The organism is Streptomyces milbemycinicus, assembly GCF_002154605.1.
In the GTDB taxonomy this organism is placed as follows: domain Bacteria; phylum Actinomycetota; class Actinomycetes; order Streptomycetales; family Streptomycetaceae; genus Streptomyces; species Streptomyces milbemycinicus.
This window is the reverse complement of the sequence record NZ_MUNE01000392.1, coordinates 1-16,624: the sequence shown is the minus strand read 5'-3', so window position 1 is coordinate 16,624 and position 16,624 is coordinate 1. Positions and strand designations below refer to the sequence as shown.

Sequence of the window (16,624 nt, the reverse complement as noted above, 5' to 3'; positions counted from 1 at the left end):
CCACGGCATGCGAAGATGTGCCCGCGAGCGGTGAAAAGCCGACGGGAGACGAGAAGGGACGGGCCGCGGTGAGCGACAACCAGAATCTCCTCGCCGAGCAGCGGCGTGCCCTGATCCTCGACGAGGTGAGACGGCGCGGCGGGGTGCGGGTCAACGAGCTGACCCGCAAGTTGAACGTGTCGGATATGACGGTCCGTCGCGATCTGGACGCCCTGGCCCGGCTGGGCATGGTGGAGAAGGTGCACGGCGGCGCGGTGCCGGTCGCCGAGGCGAGCACGTACGAGCCGGGGTTCGAGGCCAAGTCGGGTCTTGAGCTGAGCGCCAAGGAGGACATCGCGAAGGCCGCCGCTGCGATGGCCGCGCCCGGCACCGCCATCGCGCTGGCCGGCGGGACCACGGCGTTCGCGCTGGCACAGCAGTTGCTGGATGTGCCGGACCTGACCGTGGTGACAAACTCGGTGCGGGTGGCGGACGTGTTCTACAACGCGCAGCGGTCGGCCGCGGGCGGCGGGGCGGGGCCGCGCCCCGGGGCGGCGACAGTGGTGCTCACGGGCGGGGTGCGCACCCCCTCGGACACGCTGGTGGGTCCGGTCGCGGACGCCGCGGTCCGCTCGCTCCACTTCGATGTGCTGTTCCTGGGGGTGCACGGGATATCGGTGGAGGCCGGCCTGTCCACCCCGAACCTGGCGGAGGCGGAGACCAACCGGCACTTCGTCCGCTCGGCGCGGCGGGTGGTGGTGGTCGCCGACCACACCAAGTGGGGCACGGTGGGCCTGAGTTCCTTCGCATCGCTGGACGAGGTGGACGCGCTGGTGACGGACCCGGGGCTGCCCGGGGATGCACGGGCGGAGATCCTGGAGCATCTGCCGGGGGAGCTGGTGGTGGCGGGCGAGGCCGCCATGTGAGCGTGTTTCGGGGCACCCCGAGACTGAGCGGGGAGAGGCGAGCGTGTCTCGGGGCGCTGTGCGGGCTGGACTGAGGAGCCGCGCAGCGACGAAGGAGCGAGCAGCGACGAAGGAAGCCCGCGCGTAGAAGCGCCCCGAGACTGAGCGGGGAGAGGAGAGCCGACTGGGGCCGCAGACATCTGACGAGCAGTCAGTTACCGTGGGCGGCATGAGGCATCGTCTGCGCCCCGTGGGACTCGACTACGTCCGCACGGCCCCGCTGCGGCTGGTCTTCGTCGCCGAGACCACCGCCCCGCCCGAGGCGGTGTTCCAGGCGCTGGCCGATGTCGAGAACTGGCCGCGCTGGTACCGCCAGGTCGCCGCCGCCCGCTCCGCCGACGACGGCAAGGGCCGCGAGATCCGGCTGAAGGGCGGCACCCGCTTCGTCGAGACGGTCATGGCGGCGGACCCCGCGGAGTGCTACGCCTACCGCGTGGACCGGACGAATGCGCCGGGACTGCGCGCCCTGCTGGAGGAGTGGCGGCTGATGCCGTCCCCCTCCGGCACCGGCTCCGTGGTGCGGTACACCTTCGCGGTGGACGGGGTGGCACCGCTGCGGGGCGCCCTGCGGCTGCTGCGGCCGGGCCTGCGGCGCGCCTTCCGCGACGCGGTGCGCGCACTGGACCGCCGACTGGCCGACCGAGCCGCCGACTGAGCCGCCGACTGAGCACGGGCGCAGGTCGGCGGAGTCTTCCTGAGTCGCACCGGGTCGCCCTGAGTCGTACCGGGTCGCGCTTGTCGAGACAGCGCGAGGAGCACTTTTCGGGACACCAGTCGCCAGGGTCGCACAGGAGCGCGACCGCGCTCCCCGTGCGCCCCCAGTGACCCCCCGGCGCCCCGCTCCGCGACGGCCTTCAACGCGCCCCACGACCTGATGCCCGTGGAGCCGCCCGCCTCGCACCCCATGGCGCACTCCAGGGCGTCGCATGGCCCACTCCAGGGCGCGGTGCCGACGGTCTCATCGGCGGCGCTCACCGCGCTCTCCACGCGCCGCCCCTTGCCTCTTGTGGCGATCCAGTGGTGAACTTGGACCTTTTCGGATCATAAGTGGGCACCAGTGCGCCCTGGCATCCCGTGCCTGTCCCGGGCACACTGCGCAGCAGGGAAAATATGGAAGACATGGGAGAGCGGCGCGCATGCCGGCGAGACAGAGCGGGGAGGCGGTCACCGTGGCCGATACCGAGTTCAACGCCCGCGGGGTGCGGATCGAGCGGTTTCTGCGCTCGGTCACGCATGCCGGACAGGTCCTGATCAAGGACGGCAGGCTGCAGTTGCTGACCAGTTACGGCCGGGAAATCGACAGCGCCCCCGTGCAGTCGGTCCATGCGAGCAAGCCGTGGTTCACGGACGGCGACCAGGCCCTCGCAACGGTCAACGGCACCCGCTATCGCCTCACTCTGGGCCAGCGGGACGCCGCGGCGAAGGCCGCCGCGCCAGGCGCCGCCAATCGCCTCCTCGACGCGATCCGCAGCGCGCGAGGCCATTCACCCAAGGGCTGACACCTCCCCCGGCCACTACCGGGAGGTGCCCCCTGAGTTGCGCATGCGGGCAGCGGGGTTGACCCTGGACGCACATCAGTTATCACTGAGGGTCAACGGGCGGTGACGCTGAGAACCGGCCCCTTCCCGGTCGCGCCCAGCAGCCACCACTGCTGAACGTGTTCGACGCCCGCATCTGCATCAGGCTATGCCCCAACTTCTTCAGGGAGTCGCAGCCGTGATCAGTCGTCCAAGCAGGCATTGCACGGTGGAGCTGCAGGCCCTGCCGTCGCGGATCGGACAGGTCCGCAGAATCGTGTCCGCGCAGTTGCGTTACTGGCATCTGGATCCGCTCATCGATCCCGCCGCGCTCGCCGTCACCGAACTGCTCACCAACGTCCACCGGCACGCCGAGCCCGACAAGCAGTGCACGGTGGAGATCGTCCTCATGATGGACCGCCTGACGGTCTCGGTCCGCGATCAGGATCCGCGACTGCCGCGCGTCCGCGAATGCGATCTGCTGGCCACCCATGGCCGCGGGCTCGCCCTGGTCGCGGCGGTCAGCCAGAGCTGGGGCATGCACGCCCGGGACGACGGCAGCGGGAAGGTCGTGTGGTTCACCCTGGCCGTACCGCAGGCCGCCGCCCCCGCCAAGTCCCCCTTCGCGACCCATGGCGCGGGCCGCACCGCCCCGCCCGACCGCGCCGACCTCACCCGTCCCGCGCCGCCGGCCGGGGTGGTCCGGGAGCGGGCGCCGGCCGCCCGGTCCGCCGTGCACCACTGACCCCGCACCCCGGGTCCGACGCCGTGTCGGACCCGGCGCCACACCCCATCTGTACTTACTAGTATGTACAGTGGCTCCATGAGCACTGCGGACCGGTTGATCGAGAGCACCCAGGACCTGCTGTGGGAGCGCGGCTACGTGGGCACCAGCCCCAAGGCCATCCAGCAGCGCGCCGGCGCGGGCCAGGGCAGCATGTACCACCACTTCAGCGGCAAGCCCGACCTCGCGCTCGCCGCCATCCGCCGCACCGCGGAGCAGATGCGCGCCACGGCCGAGGCGTGCTTCTCCGCCCCCGGGACCGCGTACGACCGCATCCGCGCCTATCTGCTGCGGGAGCGTGAGGTGCTGCGCGGCTGCCCGATCGGCCGGCTGACGATGGATCCGGACATCATCGCCGACCCCGCGCTGCGCGAGCCGGTGACGGAAACGCTCGACTGGCTGCGCGCCAGGCTGGCCCAGATCGTCTCCGAGGGCGTGGAGCGCGGGGAGTTCGACGCGGGTCTTGACCCCGAGCGGACCGCCGCCTCGGTCGTGGCGACCATTCAGGGCGGCTATGTGGTGGCCCGCGCCGCGGGGTCGACGGCGCCCTTCGACGCCGCCGTACAGGGCCTGCTGGATCTGCTCGCCACCCGCGCACCTCGCCGGCCCGCTCCGTAACGCCCTCGCCGTTCCGCCTCGCACGGCGCCGGCTCATCAAGGCGCCACGCGCTTCCCCGGTCTGACCCGACAGGAGTTCTCCTTGCACGCCATGCAGTACCGGATCACCCTGCCCGCCGACTACGACATGAAGATCATCCGGCGCCGAGTGGAGTCGAAGGGCCCAGCCCTGGACGGCTTTTCGGGGCTCGGGCTAAAGGCGTACGGCATCCGCGAGCGCGGGGTCGACGGCTCCCCGGTCAACCAATATGCGCCGTTCTACCTATGGGCCGAGCCAGAAGCCATGAACCGCTTTCTGTGGGGACCCGGATTCCAGGGCATCGTCCGGGACTTCGGCCGCCCCACGGTCGAGAACTGGCAGGGGCTCGCCTTCGAGCACGGCCCGGCCCTGGCCTCCGTACCGCGCACCGCCACCCGCCACGCCGTGGCCGTCCCGGCGGACGCCGACCCTTCGGGCAGCGGTCCGGCGGGCGCGGTCGAGGACGCGCTGGAGGAGCTGCGGCGGCTGGCCCGTACGGACGGGGTGCACTCGACGGCCCTCGGCATCGACCCGCGCGGCTGGGAGCTGCTGCACTTCACCCTCTGGGAAGACACCGCCCCGCCCGGCGCCCCCGGCGACCGCTACCAGGTGCTCCACCTCTCCGCGCCCGACCTGGCCCGGCTCCCCCGCGGGCGCCAGTGGTGAGCGCGGCCGGACAGGCCCGACAGGCCATGGGAGAGACCACGGGGCAGACCGTCGCGCAGACTGCCGTACGGGCTGCCGTCCGGACCGTGCTCGGCGATGTCCCCGGCGATGCGCTGGGCGTCTGCGACGCGCACGACCACCTGTTCTTCCGCAGCGCGCTGCTGCCCGGGCAGGAGCTGGCCGACGTGGCCGCGGCGGACGCGGAGCTGCGGGCCTTCCACGGGCTCGGCGGGCGCACGGTGGTGCAGTGGACGCCCTACGGCCTCGGGCGGACGGCCGGCGAGCTGGTCGGGCTCTCCCGGGCCACCGGCGTCCATCTCGTGGCCGCGACGGGGCTGCACCAGGCCCACCACTACGCGCCGGGCGCCGTCGAAGCGGTGCTCGACGGGCTCGCCGAGCTCTTCGTCGACGAGCTGACGCGCGGCATCGGCGGCACGGGGCCGCGCGCCGGGCTGATCAAGGTCGCGGGCGGCTTCCACGGCCTCGACGCCCACGCCCGCCGCACGATGGCCGCGGCCGCCCACGCCCACCACCGCACCGGCGCGCCCATCGCCGTCCACCTGGAGCTGGGGACGGCCGCCCTGGACGTCCTGGACCTACTGTGCGACGAGCACGGAGTGGCGCCGCAGCACGTGATCCTCGGCCACCTCAACCGCTCGCCCGACTCGGTCGTGCACCAACAGGCCGCCCGGGCCGGGGCGTTCCTCGCCTTCGACGGGCCCTCCCGCGCCAACCACGCCATGGACTGGCGGCTGCCCGACGCGCTGGCCGCGCTCGTGGACGCCGGGTACGCCGACCAGCTGCTGCTGGGCGGCGATACGACCACGGCCGCGGCCCGGTCGGTGAACGGCGGCCCGGGCATGCCGTATCTGCTCCGCCGGCTGCGCCCACGGCTTGAACTCGCCGTGGGCGCCGACGTGGTGCACCGGATCCTCACCGCCAACCCGGCCCGCGCCCTGGCCACGGTCTGGCGCGCGGACTGACGTACGGGCTGACGTACGGGCTGACTGTACGGACCCGGCACTTGGGCTGGGGCGGGCCCGGGGGGGGCGGCCGTATCGCACCGCCCCGGGTCACGCCACGCCAAGCGCCTCCAGCGGGTCGTCGAGCACCGCCTGCCACGCCAACTCCGCCGCGCCGACAAGACTGTTGTGGTCCAGGGTGCACGGCAGGACGGGTACGCCCCCGCTGCGCCCCCACAGGCTGCGCTCGGCCACGACCGTCCGCAGCCGCTCGGGGTCGGCCTCCAGGAGCTCGCGGTGCAGCCCGCCGAGGATGATGCGGTCGGGGTTGAGGATGTTGACGAGCCCGGCAAGGCCGAGGCCGAGCCGGTCGATGAGGAGGTCAGCGGCGGCCCGCACTGACGGGTCGGCGTACTCCTCGCGGAGCAGGTCGCGCGCCTGCTGGAGGAGCGACACCTCGGGGCCCGGGTCGCGTCCGGCGGCGACGAGGAAGGCCAGCGGGTCGGCCTCGATGTCCAGACAGCCGCGGCTGCCGCAGTGGCAGGGCGGTCCCTCCGGGTTGACGGTCAGATGGCCGACCTCGAGGGCCAGGCCCGCGCTGCCGGTGTGCAGCCGCCCGTCGAGGACCAGCGCCCCGCCGACGCCGCGGTGGCCGGTGGCGACGCAGAGCAGGTGCTGGGCGCCGCCGCCCGCGCCATGGCGGTGCTCGGCCAGGGCCGCGAGGTTGACGTCGTTGCCGGCGAGACCGGCCAGGGGCGCCCCGGACGGGCCGCGGACGCCCGCCGCGGCGAGGCTCCGGGTGAACAGCTCGCGTACGGGCGCGCCCGCGGGCCAGGCGATATGCAGCGGGTTGAGCGCGGTGCCCTCCGGTTCGGCCACCGCGGACGGGACCGCGAGCCCGGCGCCCACGCAGCGGCGGCCGCTCTCGCGCAGCAGCCGGGCCCCGGCCTCGACGACCGCGTCGATGACATGCGCCGGATCGGCGGGCACGGTCATACAGCCGGGGTCGGTGGCCACGATCCGGCCGCCGAGCCCGACCAGAGCCGCGCGGAAGCCGTCGGCGTGCACCTGGGCGGCGAGGGCCACCGGGCCGTGGGGAGCGATCGAGAGGCGGTGCGAGGGGCGGCCCTGCGCCCCGGCGGCCCCCAGCGGGCGGGAGTCGACCTTGATCAGGCCGAGCGCTTCGAGTTCGGCGGCGACGGCGCCCGCGGTCGCTCTGGTCACGCCGAGTTCGGTCGTGAGCACCGCCCGCGTGGGCGCCCGGCCGGTGTGTACGAGCTCCAGCGCCGGGCCGAGAGCGCTTCGGCCCCGCTCGAGCCTTGTCCGTGTCTGGGTCACGCCCCTATTCTCACTTTGTGCCGACACGAAACAAAACATGGACGGTCATTCCGGGGAGGCGGCGCCCCGCCACGGCCGACCGATCGCTCGCTCAACTGCGCACCGCCATCACCGCGTTCTTCGCCCTCGACGGATTCGTATTCGCCGGTTGGGTGGTCCGGATTCCCGCGATCAAGGACCGGACGGGCGCGTCGGAAGGCGCCCTCGGGCTCGCCCTGCTGGGCGTGTCCGCGGGCGCGGTCGCCACCATGATGGTCACCGGCCGGCTCTGCCGCCGCTTCGGCAGCCACCCCACGACGGTGGCCTTGGCCGTCCTGTTCTCGCTCAGCGTCGCGCTGCCGCCGCTGACCGGCTCCGCGCTCGCCCTCGGGCTGGTCCTGCTGGTCTTCGGGGCCGGGTTCGGCGGGCTCAACGTCGCCATGAACAGCGCGGCCGTCGATCTCATCGCCGCGCTGCGCCGCCCCGTCATGCCCAGCTTCCACGCCGCGTTCAGTCTGGGCGGGATGGCCGGGGCGGCCCTGGGCGGACTGATAGCGGGGCAGCTCAGCCCCACCGCCCATCTGTCGCTCCTCGCCGCGTCCGGGCTGCTGCTCGCGGCGGTCGCGGGCCGGGCCCTGATCCGCCTCCCGGTCCCCGTACCCGTACCGGCGCCGCTTGAGGAAGGCGCGGAAGGCGTGGAAGGCGCGGCACCGGACGGGCGGGCGCCTGGAGCCGATTCCCGGAGCGCGGCGCGTCGGCTCGTCGCCGTCTTCGGGCTGATCGCGCTGTGCACGGCGTACGGCGAGGGGGCGATGGCCGACTGGGCCGCGCTCCATCTGGACCAGGACCTGGACGCGTCCCCGGGTGTCGCCGCAGCGGGCTACTCGGTCTTCGCCCTGATGATGGCCGTCGGCAGGCTGAGCGGCACCGCGCTCCTCGAACGGCTCGGCCAGACCCGCACACTGGTCGCGGGCGGCACCACGGCCGCGGCCGGCATGCTGCTCGGCTCGCTCGCCCCCACCGTCTGGCTCGCGCTCCTCGGCTTCGCCGTCACCGGTCTCGGCCTCGCCAACCTCTTCCCCGTCGCCATCGCCCGGGCGGGCGCCCTGACCGGGCCGAGCGGGGTCGCCGCGGCCTCCACCTTCGGCTACGGCGGGATGCTGGTCGGCCCGCCGGCCATCGGCTTCCTTGCCGGCGGGTTCTCCCTGCCGACCGCCCTGACCACGGTCGCCCTGCTGGCGGCGGTGGCGGCGGCCGTGGCGTACGGCGCGCGCGGGGCAGGTCAGCCCGCCGACAAGTCGGCGTGAGCCCGTCTCCACTGCCCGGGCACGGGATGTTCGATCAAAACTGGCAGAATTTCGCCATGGACATTGCCGAGTTGATCGATGCTCTGGACCGGGAGGGTCGGCTGCTGGCCGACGCCGCGCAGCAGGCCGGGCCGGACGCGCAGGTACCCACGTGCCCCGATTGGCGGGTACGGGACCTGCTGGCACACGTCGGGATGGTGCACCGCTGGGTGACCCGTATCCTCACCGAGGGGCTGACCGAAATGGTGCGGCCCCAGCCCGGCCAGGAGCCCGAGGACACAGATCTGACGCCCTGGTTCCGCGACGGCCACGGCGCGCTGGTCAAGGCGCTGAACGAGGCCGACCCGGAGGGGCGGTACTTCACCATCCTGCCCACCTCCCACTCACCGCTCGCGTTCTGGGCGCGGCGGCAGGCGCACGAGACGGCGATCCACCGGGTCGACGCGGAGTCGGCGCTCGGCAAGGACCTCTCCCCCGTCGCCCCGGCCTTCGCGGCCGACGGCCTCGGCGAGCTGCTGACCGGGTTCCACGCCACCGAGCGGAGCAAGGTGCGGACGGAGACACCGCGCACCCTGCGGCTGCGGGCCACGGACGCCGAGGTCGTCTGGACGGTGCGGCTGTCCGACGCCCCTCCGCGCGCCGAGGCCGGCGACGCAGGAGACGCCGACTGCGAGCTGTCCGGTTCGGCGGAGGAGCTGTATCTGACGCTGTGGAACCGCCTGCCGATGGCGCGGCTGCGGGCCACGGGCGACACATCGCTGGCCGAACTGTGGCGGGAGCGCTCGGGCTTCTGAGGCGGGCGGGGCGTACGCCGGGCTTTCCGGTGTACGCCCCGTCTCCTCTCCCACCGCCGTTCTTCGCCGTTGTTCGCCGTTGTTCGCCGTTGTTCGCCGTTGTTCGCCGTTGTTCGCCGTATCTTCGCCGCGCCGGCACCGGACGTACGCCGCAGACGTCTTGACCATCGGCAAGACCCTAAGCTGAAGGGATGAGAGGCATGAACGCCATGAGCGGTCCGCGCACCCAGGCCGACCGTGACGCCGTCACCGTGGAGATCATGTTCGCGGTCGTCACCGGCGCCCTGCTGGCGGCCCTGCTGTTCTTTGTCTGCGCGAGCCCGGCCCTCTTCGGCGACTTGGGCCGAGCGGCGGAGAAGACCTGGCTGAAGGGCGCCGCCATCACGGCCACGGTCGGGTTCGCCGCCCGGTCCTCCAGGTCCTGTGGTGGCTGCCGCACAAGCGGCACCGCTGACGTTCTCCCCCGGTAGACAAGAGGCCCGTAGGCAAGAGGTCCTGAGGCAAGAGGTCCTGGTATGACGCATTGGCGGTGCGCGGGGCTGCGCTGGGGGCGGTCGGGCCCCGCGCTGGCCTGGCACCACCCCGCCCACGGCGACCGCACCTCCCCCCTGTCGCCCGGCCGCCCGCTGGGCTTCACCACCGGGCCGGGCCGCTGGTGCGTCGGCGTGCGCAGGGGCGCCCGGCACACGCCGTGCCCGGCGGGCGCCGAGGTGTCCGCGTCCGCCGTCTCCGCCCAGTGCCCGGAGTGCGCCCGGCTGGACCGCTCGTACTCGGTGGCCGCCGACACCCGCACCGACGACCCGCGCCCGTACGACGTCTATCTCGCCTGGTTCGGGCCAGATCTGATCAAGGTCGGGATCACCGCTACCGAACGCGAGGGAGCCCGGCTGCTCGAACAGGCCGCCCTCTCCTACACCTTGCTCGGACGCGGCCCGCTGATGGCCGCCCGCCGGGCGGAGGCCGTGCTGGGCGCCGCGCTCGGGGTGCCGGACCGCTTCCCGTACGCCGCCAAGCGCGCCGCCCGCGAGGCCCCGCCGCCCCAGCGGGAGCGCGCGGCAGCGCTCGCCGCGCTGCACGCGCGGGCGTGCGCCCTGGGCGGGCTCCCGGAATCCCTCGCCCTCTGTCCGTGTGCGCCCGTCCACCATGACGCCGTCTTCCACCTGGACCGCGTGCGGCCGGTGCACGGCGTCATCCGGCTCGCCCCCGGCCGTACGGTGGCGGGCCAGGTGGAGGCCGTGGCCGGGCCGGATGTCCACCTGACCGACTCGGCGGACCGCGCCCTGCTGCTCGACACCCGGCAGCTGGCGGGCTGGCCGCTGGCCGCGGCCCCCGCGGACGCCGCCACCACGGCGGAGGTGGCCGCGCCGGTGCGGGAGGCGGCGAAGCCGGAGGGGCTGTTCTGACCAGGCGGCGTGGGGCGGGCCCGGTGGCCCGGGGGCGCCCCCAGCCACCGCTGGGAGGTGCCCCCGCCAGCCGTAGCTGGGGGAAAACCGAGCCGGAAATCAATCAGCCGAGCCAGCCCGGGCGTACCAGGCCCGACTCGTAGGCGAGGACGACGAGTTGGGCGCGGTCGCGTGCGCCCAGCTTGATCATCGTGCGGCTGACATGGGTCTTGGCCGTGAGCGGGCTGACAACCAGCCGCCGGGCGATCTCCTCGTTCGACAGCCCGATGCCCACCAGCGCCATCACCTCCCGCTCGCGCTCGGTCAGCTCCGCGAGCACGGCGGCGGGCGCCGGCTCCTTCGACCGGGCGGCGAACTCGGCGATGAGCCGGCGCGTGACGCCGGGCGAGAGCAGCGCGTCGCCCGCGACGACCGCCCGTACGGCGCGCAGCAGCTCCTCGGGCTCGGTGTCCTTGACCAGAAAGCCGGAGGCGCCCGAGCGGATCGCCTCGAAGACGTACTCGTCGAGCTCGAAGGTGGTCAGCATGACCACCTTCACCTCGGCGAGCGCGGGGTCCTCGGTGATCCGGCGGGTGGCGGCGAGGCCGTCGAGCTGCGGCATGCGGATGTCCATCAGGACCACGTCCGGGCGCACCTCACAGACCTGCGCCACCGCCCGCTCGCCGTCGGCGGCCTCGCCGACCACCTCGATGTCGGGCTGGGCGTCCAGCAGGGCGCGGAACCCGGCGCGGACCAGCACCTGGTCGTCGGCGAGCACTACACGGATCAGGGAGCTCAAGGGGCCTCCATGGTGGTCGCTCCGCCCGACGGCTTCTCCGACGGTTTTCCCGACGGCGTCTCGTGCCGCGGTGTCGGGGACACCGTAGCGGCGGTGAGCGGAAGGCGGGCCCGGACCCGGAAGCCGCCGTCCGGGCGCGGCCCGGCCACCACCGTGCCGCCGAGCGCGGCGGCCCGCTCACGCATGCCGACCAGGCCGTTGCCACCGCCGCCGACGCCACTCGTCGGGCCGACGGCGGTCGCCGGACCGTCGTCGTCGATCCGCAGCTCCAGCTCGGCCGGGGCGTAGCGCAGCAGAACCCGGGCGGTGCGGGAGCCGGAGTGGCGGACGATGTTGGTCAGGGCCTCCTGGACGATACGGAAGGCGGCGAGGTCGGTGCCGGGCGGCAGAGCGGTCCGTACTCCGTCCGCCTCGACGCTCACCGCGAGGCCCATACCACGAGCCTGTTCGGTCAGCTCGTCCAGCCGGTCCAGACCGGGGGCGGGCGAGCGGGGCGCGGCCCCGGGCGCCCTGAGCGTGTCCAGGACCTGGCGGACCTCGCCCAGCGCCTCCTTGCTGGCCGCCTTGATGGTGGTCAGGGCGGTGCGGGCCTGCTCGGGGTCCTGGTCGAGGAGGGCGAGGCCGACGCCCGCCTGGACGTTGATGACCGAGATGCTGTGGGCGAGGACGTCGTGCAGCTCGCGGGCGATGCGCAGCCGCTCCTCGTCGGCCCGTCTCCGCTCCGCCGCCTCCCGCTCGGCCCGCTCGCGGGCCCACTGCTCCCGCCGTACGCGGACGAGTTCGGAGGCGGCGACGACCGCCACCGCCCAGGCCGCGACGACCGCCTCCGTCCCCCAGGCGGCGGGGCCGTCGCCCTCGGGCGGCAGCCATCGATAGAGCCAGTGCGAGATGAGCAGATGGGCGGTCCACAGCGCCCCGAGCGCGCTCCAGGCAGCCACCCGCCGACCGGCGGCGACAGCGGCGAAGCAGGCGACGACGACGCTGAGGAAGACGGGGCCGTAGGGGTATCCGGCGCCGAGGTAGAGCACGGTGACGGCCGAGGTGCCGAGGACGGCGAGCCGGGGGTGTCGGTGGCGCATCAAAAGCAGCGCGGGCCCGGCCACCAGCAGCGCCCGGCCGACGAGGCCGAGGTCGGCCCGCTCGGGCTGGTTCTCCGCGGCAAACTGCGTTCCGACCAGCTGGAGGAACGCGACGACCAGCGACGAGCGCCACGGCAGACTGGCGGTGGGGCCCGCGCCCCACCACGGAGGACCCCAGGGCCGGGCGGCTGCCCGGCCGGACCTGGGGTGCCATCCCCGGGAGAATTCACGCATACCCGCAACGCTAGACCGGCCAGGGCCGCGACGGCGTCGCCCCGGGGCGGTGGCCGGGCGTACTCCCGGTGGAGTACGTGGCGTGGGTGCGCGACGGCCGGGGACACCGGGCCCGGAGGTCCGGCCACCGATCAGCCGGCCACCGATCGACGCCGCGCGACACGCCGGGCTACGGCAACCGGGCGACGCTCGACCAGGGGAAACCAAATCCGGGCCACCGCCCCTGGCCTGGCCATCCGCGTGTCCCGGCGTCCTGGGACACGCGCGCTGCGGGTGCACACGCCCCGAAATCCCCACACAGTGAAAAACGTGATGTACCGGCCCCTTCCGTGACGGTTGGGGCGGGTGACCTACGGAGCCGGGCTGAGGTGCTGCGCTATGCGTGTAACCGGACTTGGGCATGCTGGACTGTTCATCGAAACCGCCGCCGGAACGGTGCTCTGCGACCCCTGGGTCAACCCGGCCTTCTTCGGCTCGTGGTTCCCGTTCCCCGACAACACCGACCTGGACTGGGACCACTACGGGCGGGCCGCGGACTACCTGTACGTATCGCATCTGCACCGCGACCACTTCGACGCGGAGAACCTGCGCCGCAATGTGCGCAAGGACCTCACCGTGTTGCTCCCCGCCTTCGCCACCGACGAGTTGGAGTTCGAGCTGCGTGCGCTCGGATTCAGCGAATTCCTGCGCACCGAAAGCGGTGTCCCGGTCGAGCGCGATGGCCTGCGCATCATGATCACCGCCCTGACCGGCCCCGGCGACGGCCCCATCGGCGACTCCGCGCTGTCGCTGGACGACGGGGAGACGGTGCTGCTCAACCAGAACGACGCACACCCGCTGGACATCCCCTCGATCCGGGCGTTCGGCGAGGTCGACGCGCACTTCCTGCAGTTCTCCGGGGCGATTTGGTGGCCGATGGTCTATCAACTGCCGGACACCGCGAAGCGGGAGTTCGCCGCCCGTAAGCGCGAGGGGCAGTCCGAGCGGGCCCTGCGCTATATCGACGCCGTCGAGGCCAAGCATGTGTTCCCCAACGCCGGCCCGCCCTGCTTCCTGGACGAGGACCTGTTCCAGTTCAACGGCACCGGCCGTGACGGGGAGAGCATCTTCGTCGACCAGCGGGAGTTCCTTGCGGAGCTCGCCGAGGCGCGGCCGGACACCTCGGCACACCTGCTGCTGCCGGGCACCGTCGCCGAACCGCTGCACACCGCGTGCAAGCTCACCCACCGCTACACCGCCAAAGAGATCGACCACATCTTCGAGCAAAAGGACGCCTACCTGCGTGACTTCGCCCGCAGACAGCAGCCCGCGCTCGCCGCCGAGCGCGCCTCGCGAGCCCCGGTACTGCCGCCCGAACGTCTGCTGGCCGAGCTCAAGCAGTGGTGGGAACCGCTGTTGGCGCGCGCTGACCGGATCTGCGACGGGGTCGGCGGCCCGGTCCGGCTGGATGTGGACGACACCCCGATCGTGATCGACTTCCCGGCCCGCCAGGTCCGCCGCTGGGACGGTGAGCGCTGCCGCTACACGCTGTCCACCACGGGCGACCTGGTGGCCACTAACATCGCCCGGCGCGAGGTCGACTGGTCAAACAGTCTGCTGCTGTCCCTGCGCTTCAGGGCCAGCCGGATCGGGCCGTACAACGAATTCCTGTACGTGTTCTTCAAGTGTCTGTCCAGCGAGCGCATTGAGTACGTGGAGAACTACTACGACTCCGGGCACGACGACGGCCAACACGTCGAGCTGGGCGACTGGCGCGTCCAGCGGCGCTGCCCGCATCTGCGCGCCGACCTCGGCCGGTTCGGACAGATCGAAGGCGACGAGCTCACCTGCACCCTGCACGGCTGGCGTTACGACCTGTCCACCGGCCGCTGTCTGACCGCCGACGGCCACGACATCCGGGCCGAGCGGACAGCACCGGCCGGCAGCTGAGGGCCCGGCTTGTGATCGGGGCGTGATCGCGGGAACCGTACCAGCCCATTCCACGTCGTTAGCGGCAGGGCACCCTGTTGTACGGTGCATATTGGTCGCAAAACGCAAGACTGGGCAGGTCACGCCCCGGGGCAGGGAGACAAGGGCTGATGGGGTGGGATCTGACCCCCGACTGGTTGGACGACGCGGTCGAGTCGGGCACTGAGGCCGTCGGCGACGGCGTGGAGTGGCTGGGGAACAAGTCCGCGGAGGGTTTGGACAAGGTCGGCTGGGAGGGCGGGGCGGACTGGGTCCGTGACAAGTCCCGTTCGGCGGCGAACGCTCTGGGCGCCGATGTCGCCGAGATGCAGCTGGACGAGACCGAGGACCCGAAGAAGCTGATCTTCGGCAGCGCCGGCAAACTCCGGTCCACGGCCACGCATCTGCGGGACTTCCAGAAGGCATTCGACCAGGTGGGCAACGGCCTCAAGGGGCTGGACGCCTCCCACCTGAAGGGCAAGAGCGCGGACGCCTTCCGGGACAAGGTGTCCATCGAACCGAAGAAATGGTTCAAGGCCGCCGACGCCTGCGAGAAGGCCGCGGTGGCGCTGGAAGGCTTCGCAGGCACCGTGGAGTGGGCGCAGGGCCAGGCACAGGAGGCCATTGACGCGTACAAGGCCGCCAAGAAGGCATCCGAGGAGGCGCGGTCGGCCTACAGCGGGAAGGTCGAAACGTACAACGCGGCCGTGGACACATACAAAGCCGCTGTGAAGGACGGGAAGGACCCGGGGGCCAAGCCGAAGAAGCCAGGGGATTTCGCCGACCCTGGGCCCGCCAAGGCGAAGGCGGCGCAGGAGAAGCTGGACGAGGCGCGGCGGCAGCGCAACATCGCGGAGGAGACGGCGGTCAAGGCGGTGGCGCAGGCGCGGGATGCCGCTCCGCCCAAGCCGTCGTATGCGGAGCAGGCGGCAAGTGGCCTGCAGGGCATGGCACTGGATCTGGACCACTTCGCCGGGGGTGTGGTGAAGGGGACGGCGGGACTGGTCAATTTCGCCCGTGGGCTCAATCCGCTGGACCCGTACAACATCACCCACCCCGCCGAGTACGTGACGAACCTGAACAGCACGGCGGCCGGGCTGGTGACGATGGCCAATGACCCGGTGGGGGCGGGCAAGAACATGCTCGACGCCTTCGCCAAGGACCCGTCGGAGGGGCTGGGCCGTCTGGTGCCCGAGCTGGTCGGGACCAAGGGGCTTGGCGTGGCGCGGGCGGGTATGGGCGCAGCCCGGGAGGGCATGACCGCGGCCCGGTACGCCCGTGGTGGGGAGGACGCGGCGCGTGCGGCGTTGCGCAAGGAGGGGTCGCATCCGTTCGCGCGCAAGGACGCCGGGAAGACGTGCAATGGCACGGACCCGGTGGACCTGGCGACCGGGAAGATGTTCCTGCCCCAGACGGATATCGCCCTGCCCGGCGAGCTGCCGCTGATCTTCCGCCGCCGGGTGGAGTCCGGCTACGCGGCCGGGGGCTGGTTCGGTCCCTCGTGGTCGAGCACGGCCGACCAGCGGCTGGAGATCGACGCCGAGGGCGTGGTGTTCGTCAGCGAGGACGGGCTGCTGTTGTCCTACCCGCACCCGGCTCCCAGCCTGCCCACCCTTCCCGCGGCGGGTCCGCGGTGGCCGCTGGAGCGGGATGCGCACGGCGATTACACCCTCACCGACTCCCCCACTGGCCGCGTCTGCCACTTCACCGGCCCGGAGGGCGGGGGCGACGGGGTAGCGCGGCTGGCGCAGGTCATGGACGGAAGCGGCCACTTCATCACCTTCGACTACGACGGTGAGGGGGCGCCCACAGATATCCGCCACAGCGCCGGCCATCACCTGAAGCTGACCGCCGCCGGTGGCCGTGTCACCGCCCTCCACCTGGCGGATGCCGCGTCCGACGGCTCGGACCTGGAGATCGTCCGCTACGGCTACACCGACGGCAATCTGACCGAGGTCATCAACTCCTCCGGTCTGCCGCTGCGGTTCGCGTACGACGACGAGCGCCGGGTCATCTCCTGGACGGACACCAACGACCGTCGCTACGACTACGTCTACGACAACCGCGACCGGTGTATCGCGGAAGGCGGCGAGGCGGGCCATATATCGGTCCGTATCGGCTACCACGACGCCGACCCCGCCACCGGCCACCGGGTCACCACTGTCACCACACCCGACGGCAACACCAGCCGCTATGTCATCAACGACGCCTGCCAGGTCATCGCCCAGACCGACCCGCTGGGCCACACCACCCGC

At 72.7% G+C, this 16,624-nt stretch carries 16 protein-coding genes; 13 read left to right on the top strand and 3 right to left on the bottom strand.

Annotation, left to right across the window (positions count from 1 at the left end):
* The first annotated feature begins 68 nt into the window (after positions 1–68).
* The 7 genes from CCN51_RS29960 (at position 69) to CCN51_RS29930 (ending at position 5,531) form a co-directional block, all read left to right on the top strand.
* Positions 69–905, top strand: coding sequence for a DeoR/GlpR family DNA-binding transcription regulator (locus CCN51_RS29960; RefSeq protein ID WP_014181859.1), 837 nt, complete (start codon positions 69–71; stop codon positions 903–905).
* A 208-nt stretch (positions 906–1,113) separates the two neighbouring features.
* Complete coding sequence (locus tag CCN51_RS29955; RefSeq protein ID WP_055414357.1) at positions 1,114–1,599, top strand: SRPBCC family protein; 486 nt, start codon at positions 1,114–1,116, stop codon at positions 1,597–1,599.
* A 481-nt stretch (positions 1,600–2,080) separates the two neighbouring features.
* Positions 2,081–2,443, top strand: a complete 363-nt coding sequence (locus CCN51_RS29950; RefSeq protein WP_014181857.1) for a hypothetical protein — start codon at positions 2,081–2,083, stop codon at positions 2,441–2,443.
* 217 nt (positions 2,444–2,660) lie between these two features.
* Entirely contained in the window at positions 2,661–3,206 is a 546-nt protein-coding gene (locus CCN51_RS29945; protein WP_078610781.1) for an ATP-binding protein, read from the top strand.
* A 63-nt stretch (positions 3,207–3,269) separates the two neighbouring features.
* The gene (locus CCN51_RS29940; RefSeq protein WP_078610780.1) at positions 3,270–3,863 is read left to right on the top strand and encodes a TetR/AcrR family transcriptional regulator; all 594 of its coding nucleotides are present in this window, start codon (positions 3,270–3,272) and stop codon (positions 3,861–3,863) included.
* Positions 3,864–3,945: 82 nt separating this feature from the next.
* Positions 3,946–4,548 (top strand): DUF4865 family protein, encoded by a 603-nt coding sequence (locus CCN51_RS29935; protein WP_014181854.1) that lies wholly within the window; start codon positions 3,946–3,948, stop codon positions 4,546–4,548.
* A gap of 26 nt (positions 4,549–4,574) precedes the next feature.
* Positions 4,575–5,531, top strand: a complete 957-nt coding sequence (locus tag CCN51_RS29930) for a phosphotriesterase family protein (protein ID WP_014181853.1) — start codon at positions 4,575–4,577, stop codon at positions 5,529–5,531.
* A gap of 90 nt (positions 5,532–5,621) precedes the next feature.
* Here the strand turns inward: CCN51_RS29930 and CCN51_RS29925 are convergent, their stop codons facing one another.
* On the bottom strand, positions 5,622–6,848 hold the full coding sequence (locus tag CCN51_RS29925) for an ROK family protein (protein WP_014181852.1): 1,227 nt from the start codon (positions 6,846–6,848) through the stop codon (positions 5,622–5,624).
* Between the two features lie 17 nt (positions 6,849–6,865).
* On the opposite strand from CCN51_RS29925, the gene CCN51_RS29920 reads away from it, so the two are divergent.
* The 4 genes from CCN51_RS29920 (at position 6,866) to CCN51_RS29905 (ending at position 10,331) form a co-directional block, all read left to right on the top strand.
* On the top strand, positions 6,866–8,134 hold the full coding sequence (locus CCN51_RS29920) for an MFS transporter (protein WP_014181851.1): 1,269 nt from the start codon (positions 6,866–6,868) through the stop codon (positions 8,132–8,134).
* Positions 8,135–8,190: 56 nt separating this feature from the next.
* The gene (locus tag CCN51_RS29915; protein WP_014181850.1) at positions 8,191–8,928 is read left to right on the top strand and encodes a maleylpyruvate isomerase family mycothiol-dependent enzyme; all 738 of its coding nucleotides are present in this window, start codon (positions 8,191–8,193) and stop codon (positions 8,926–8,928) included.
* Positions 8,929–9,119: 191 nt separating this feature from the next.
* Positions 9,120–9,398 (top strand): DUF6332 family protein, encoded by a 279-nt coding sequence (locus tag CCN51_RS29910; protein WP_238545537.1) that lies wholly within the window; start codon positions 9,120–9,122, stop codon positions 9,396–9,398.
* 45 nt (positions 9,399–9,443) lie between these two features.
* Positions 9,444–10,331, top strand: a complete 888-nt coding sequence (locus CCN51_RS29905) for a DUF2797 domain-containing protein (protein WP_014181848.1) — start codon at positions 9,444–9,446, stop codon at positions 10,329–10,331.
* Between the two features lie 103 nt (positions 10,332–10,434).
* Here CCN51_RS29905 and CCN51_RS29900 read toward each other — a convergent pair whose 3' ends face one another.
* Entirely contained in the window at positions 10,435–11,100 is a 666-nt protein-coding gene (locus CCN51_RS29900) for a response regulator (protein WP_043492589.1), read from the bottom strand.
* Positions 11,101–11,105: 5 nt separating this feature from the next.
* Complete coding sequence (locus tag CCN51_RS29895) at positions 11,106–12,422, bottom strand: sensor histidine kinase (protein WP_014181846.1); 1,317 nt, start codon at positions 12,420–12,422, stop codon at positions 11,106–11,108.
* A 378-nt stretch (positions 12,423–12,800) separates the two neighbouring features.
* On the opposite strand from CCN51_RS29895, the gene CCN51_RS29890 reads away from it, so the two are divergent.
* Both CCN51_RS29890 and CCN51_RS29885 read left to right on the top strand, forming a co-directional pair.
* Positions 12,801–14,351, top strand: coding sequence for a Rieske 2Fe-2S domain-containing protein (locus CCN51_RS29890; RefSeq protein WP_014181845.1), 1,551 nt, complete (start codon positions 12,801–12,803; stop codon positions 14,349–14,351).
* Positions 14,352–14,500: 149 nt separating this feature from the next.
* On the top strand, positions 14,501–16,624 hold a 2,124-nt coding region (locus CCN51_RS29885), incomplete at its 3' end, for a putative T7SS-secreted protein (RefSeq protein WP_245881705.1).

What these genes read in the sequence shown, in the direction of transcription:
- CCN51_RS29955 (WP_055414357.1), top strand. Translation starts at nt 1,114, where the DNA reads ATGAGGCATCGTCTGCGCCCCGTGGGACTCGACTACGTCCGCACGGCC.
- CCN51_RS29950 (WP_014181857.1), top strand. Translation starts at nt 2,081, where the DNA reads ATGCCGGCGAGACAGAGCGGGGAGGCGGTCACCGTGGCCGATACCGAG.
- CCN51_RS29940 (WP_078610780.1), top strand. Translation starts at nt 3,270, where the DNA reads ATGTACAGTGGCTCCATGAGCACTGCGGACCGGTTGATCGAGAGCACC.
- CCN51_RS29930 (WP_014181853.1), top strand. Translation starts at nt 4,575, where the DNA reads ATGGGAGAGACCACGGGGCAGACCGTCGCGCAGACTGCCGTACGGGCT.
- CCN51_RS29915 (WP_014181850.1), top strand. Translation starts at nt 8,191, where the DNA reads ATGGACATTGCCGAGTTGATCGATGCTCTGGACCGGGAGGGTCGGCTG.
- CCN51_RS29910 (WP_238545537.1), top strand. Translation starts at nt 9,120, where the DNA reads ATGAGAGGCATGAACGCCATGAGCGGTCCGCGCACCCAGGCCGACCGT.
- CCN51_RS29905 (WP_014181848.1), top strand. Translation starts at nt 9,444, where the DNA reads ATGACGCATTGGCGGTGCGCGGGGCTGCGCTGGGGGCGGTCGGGCCCC.
- CCN51_RS29895 (WP_014181846.1), bottom strand. Translation starts at nt 12,422, where the DNA reads ATGCGTGAATTCTCCCGGGGATGGCACCCCAGGTCCGGCCGGGCAGCC.
- CCN51_RS29890 (WP_014181845.1), top strand. Translation starts at nt 12,801, where the DNA reads ATGCGTGTAACCGGACTTGGGCATGCTGGACTGTTCATCGAAACCGCC.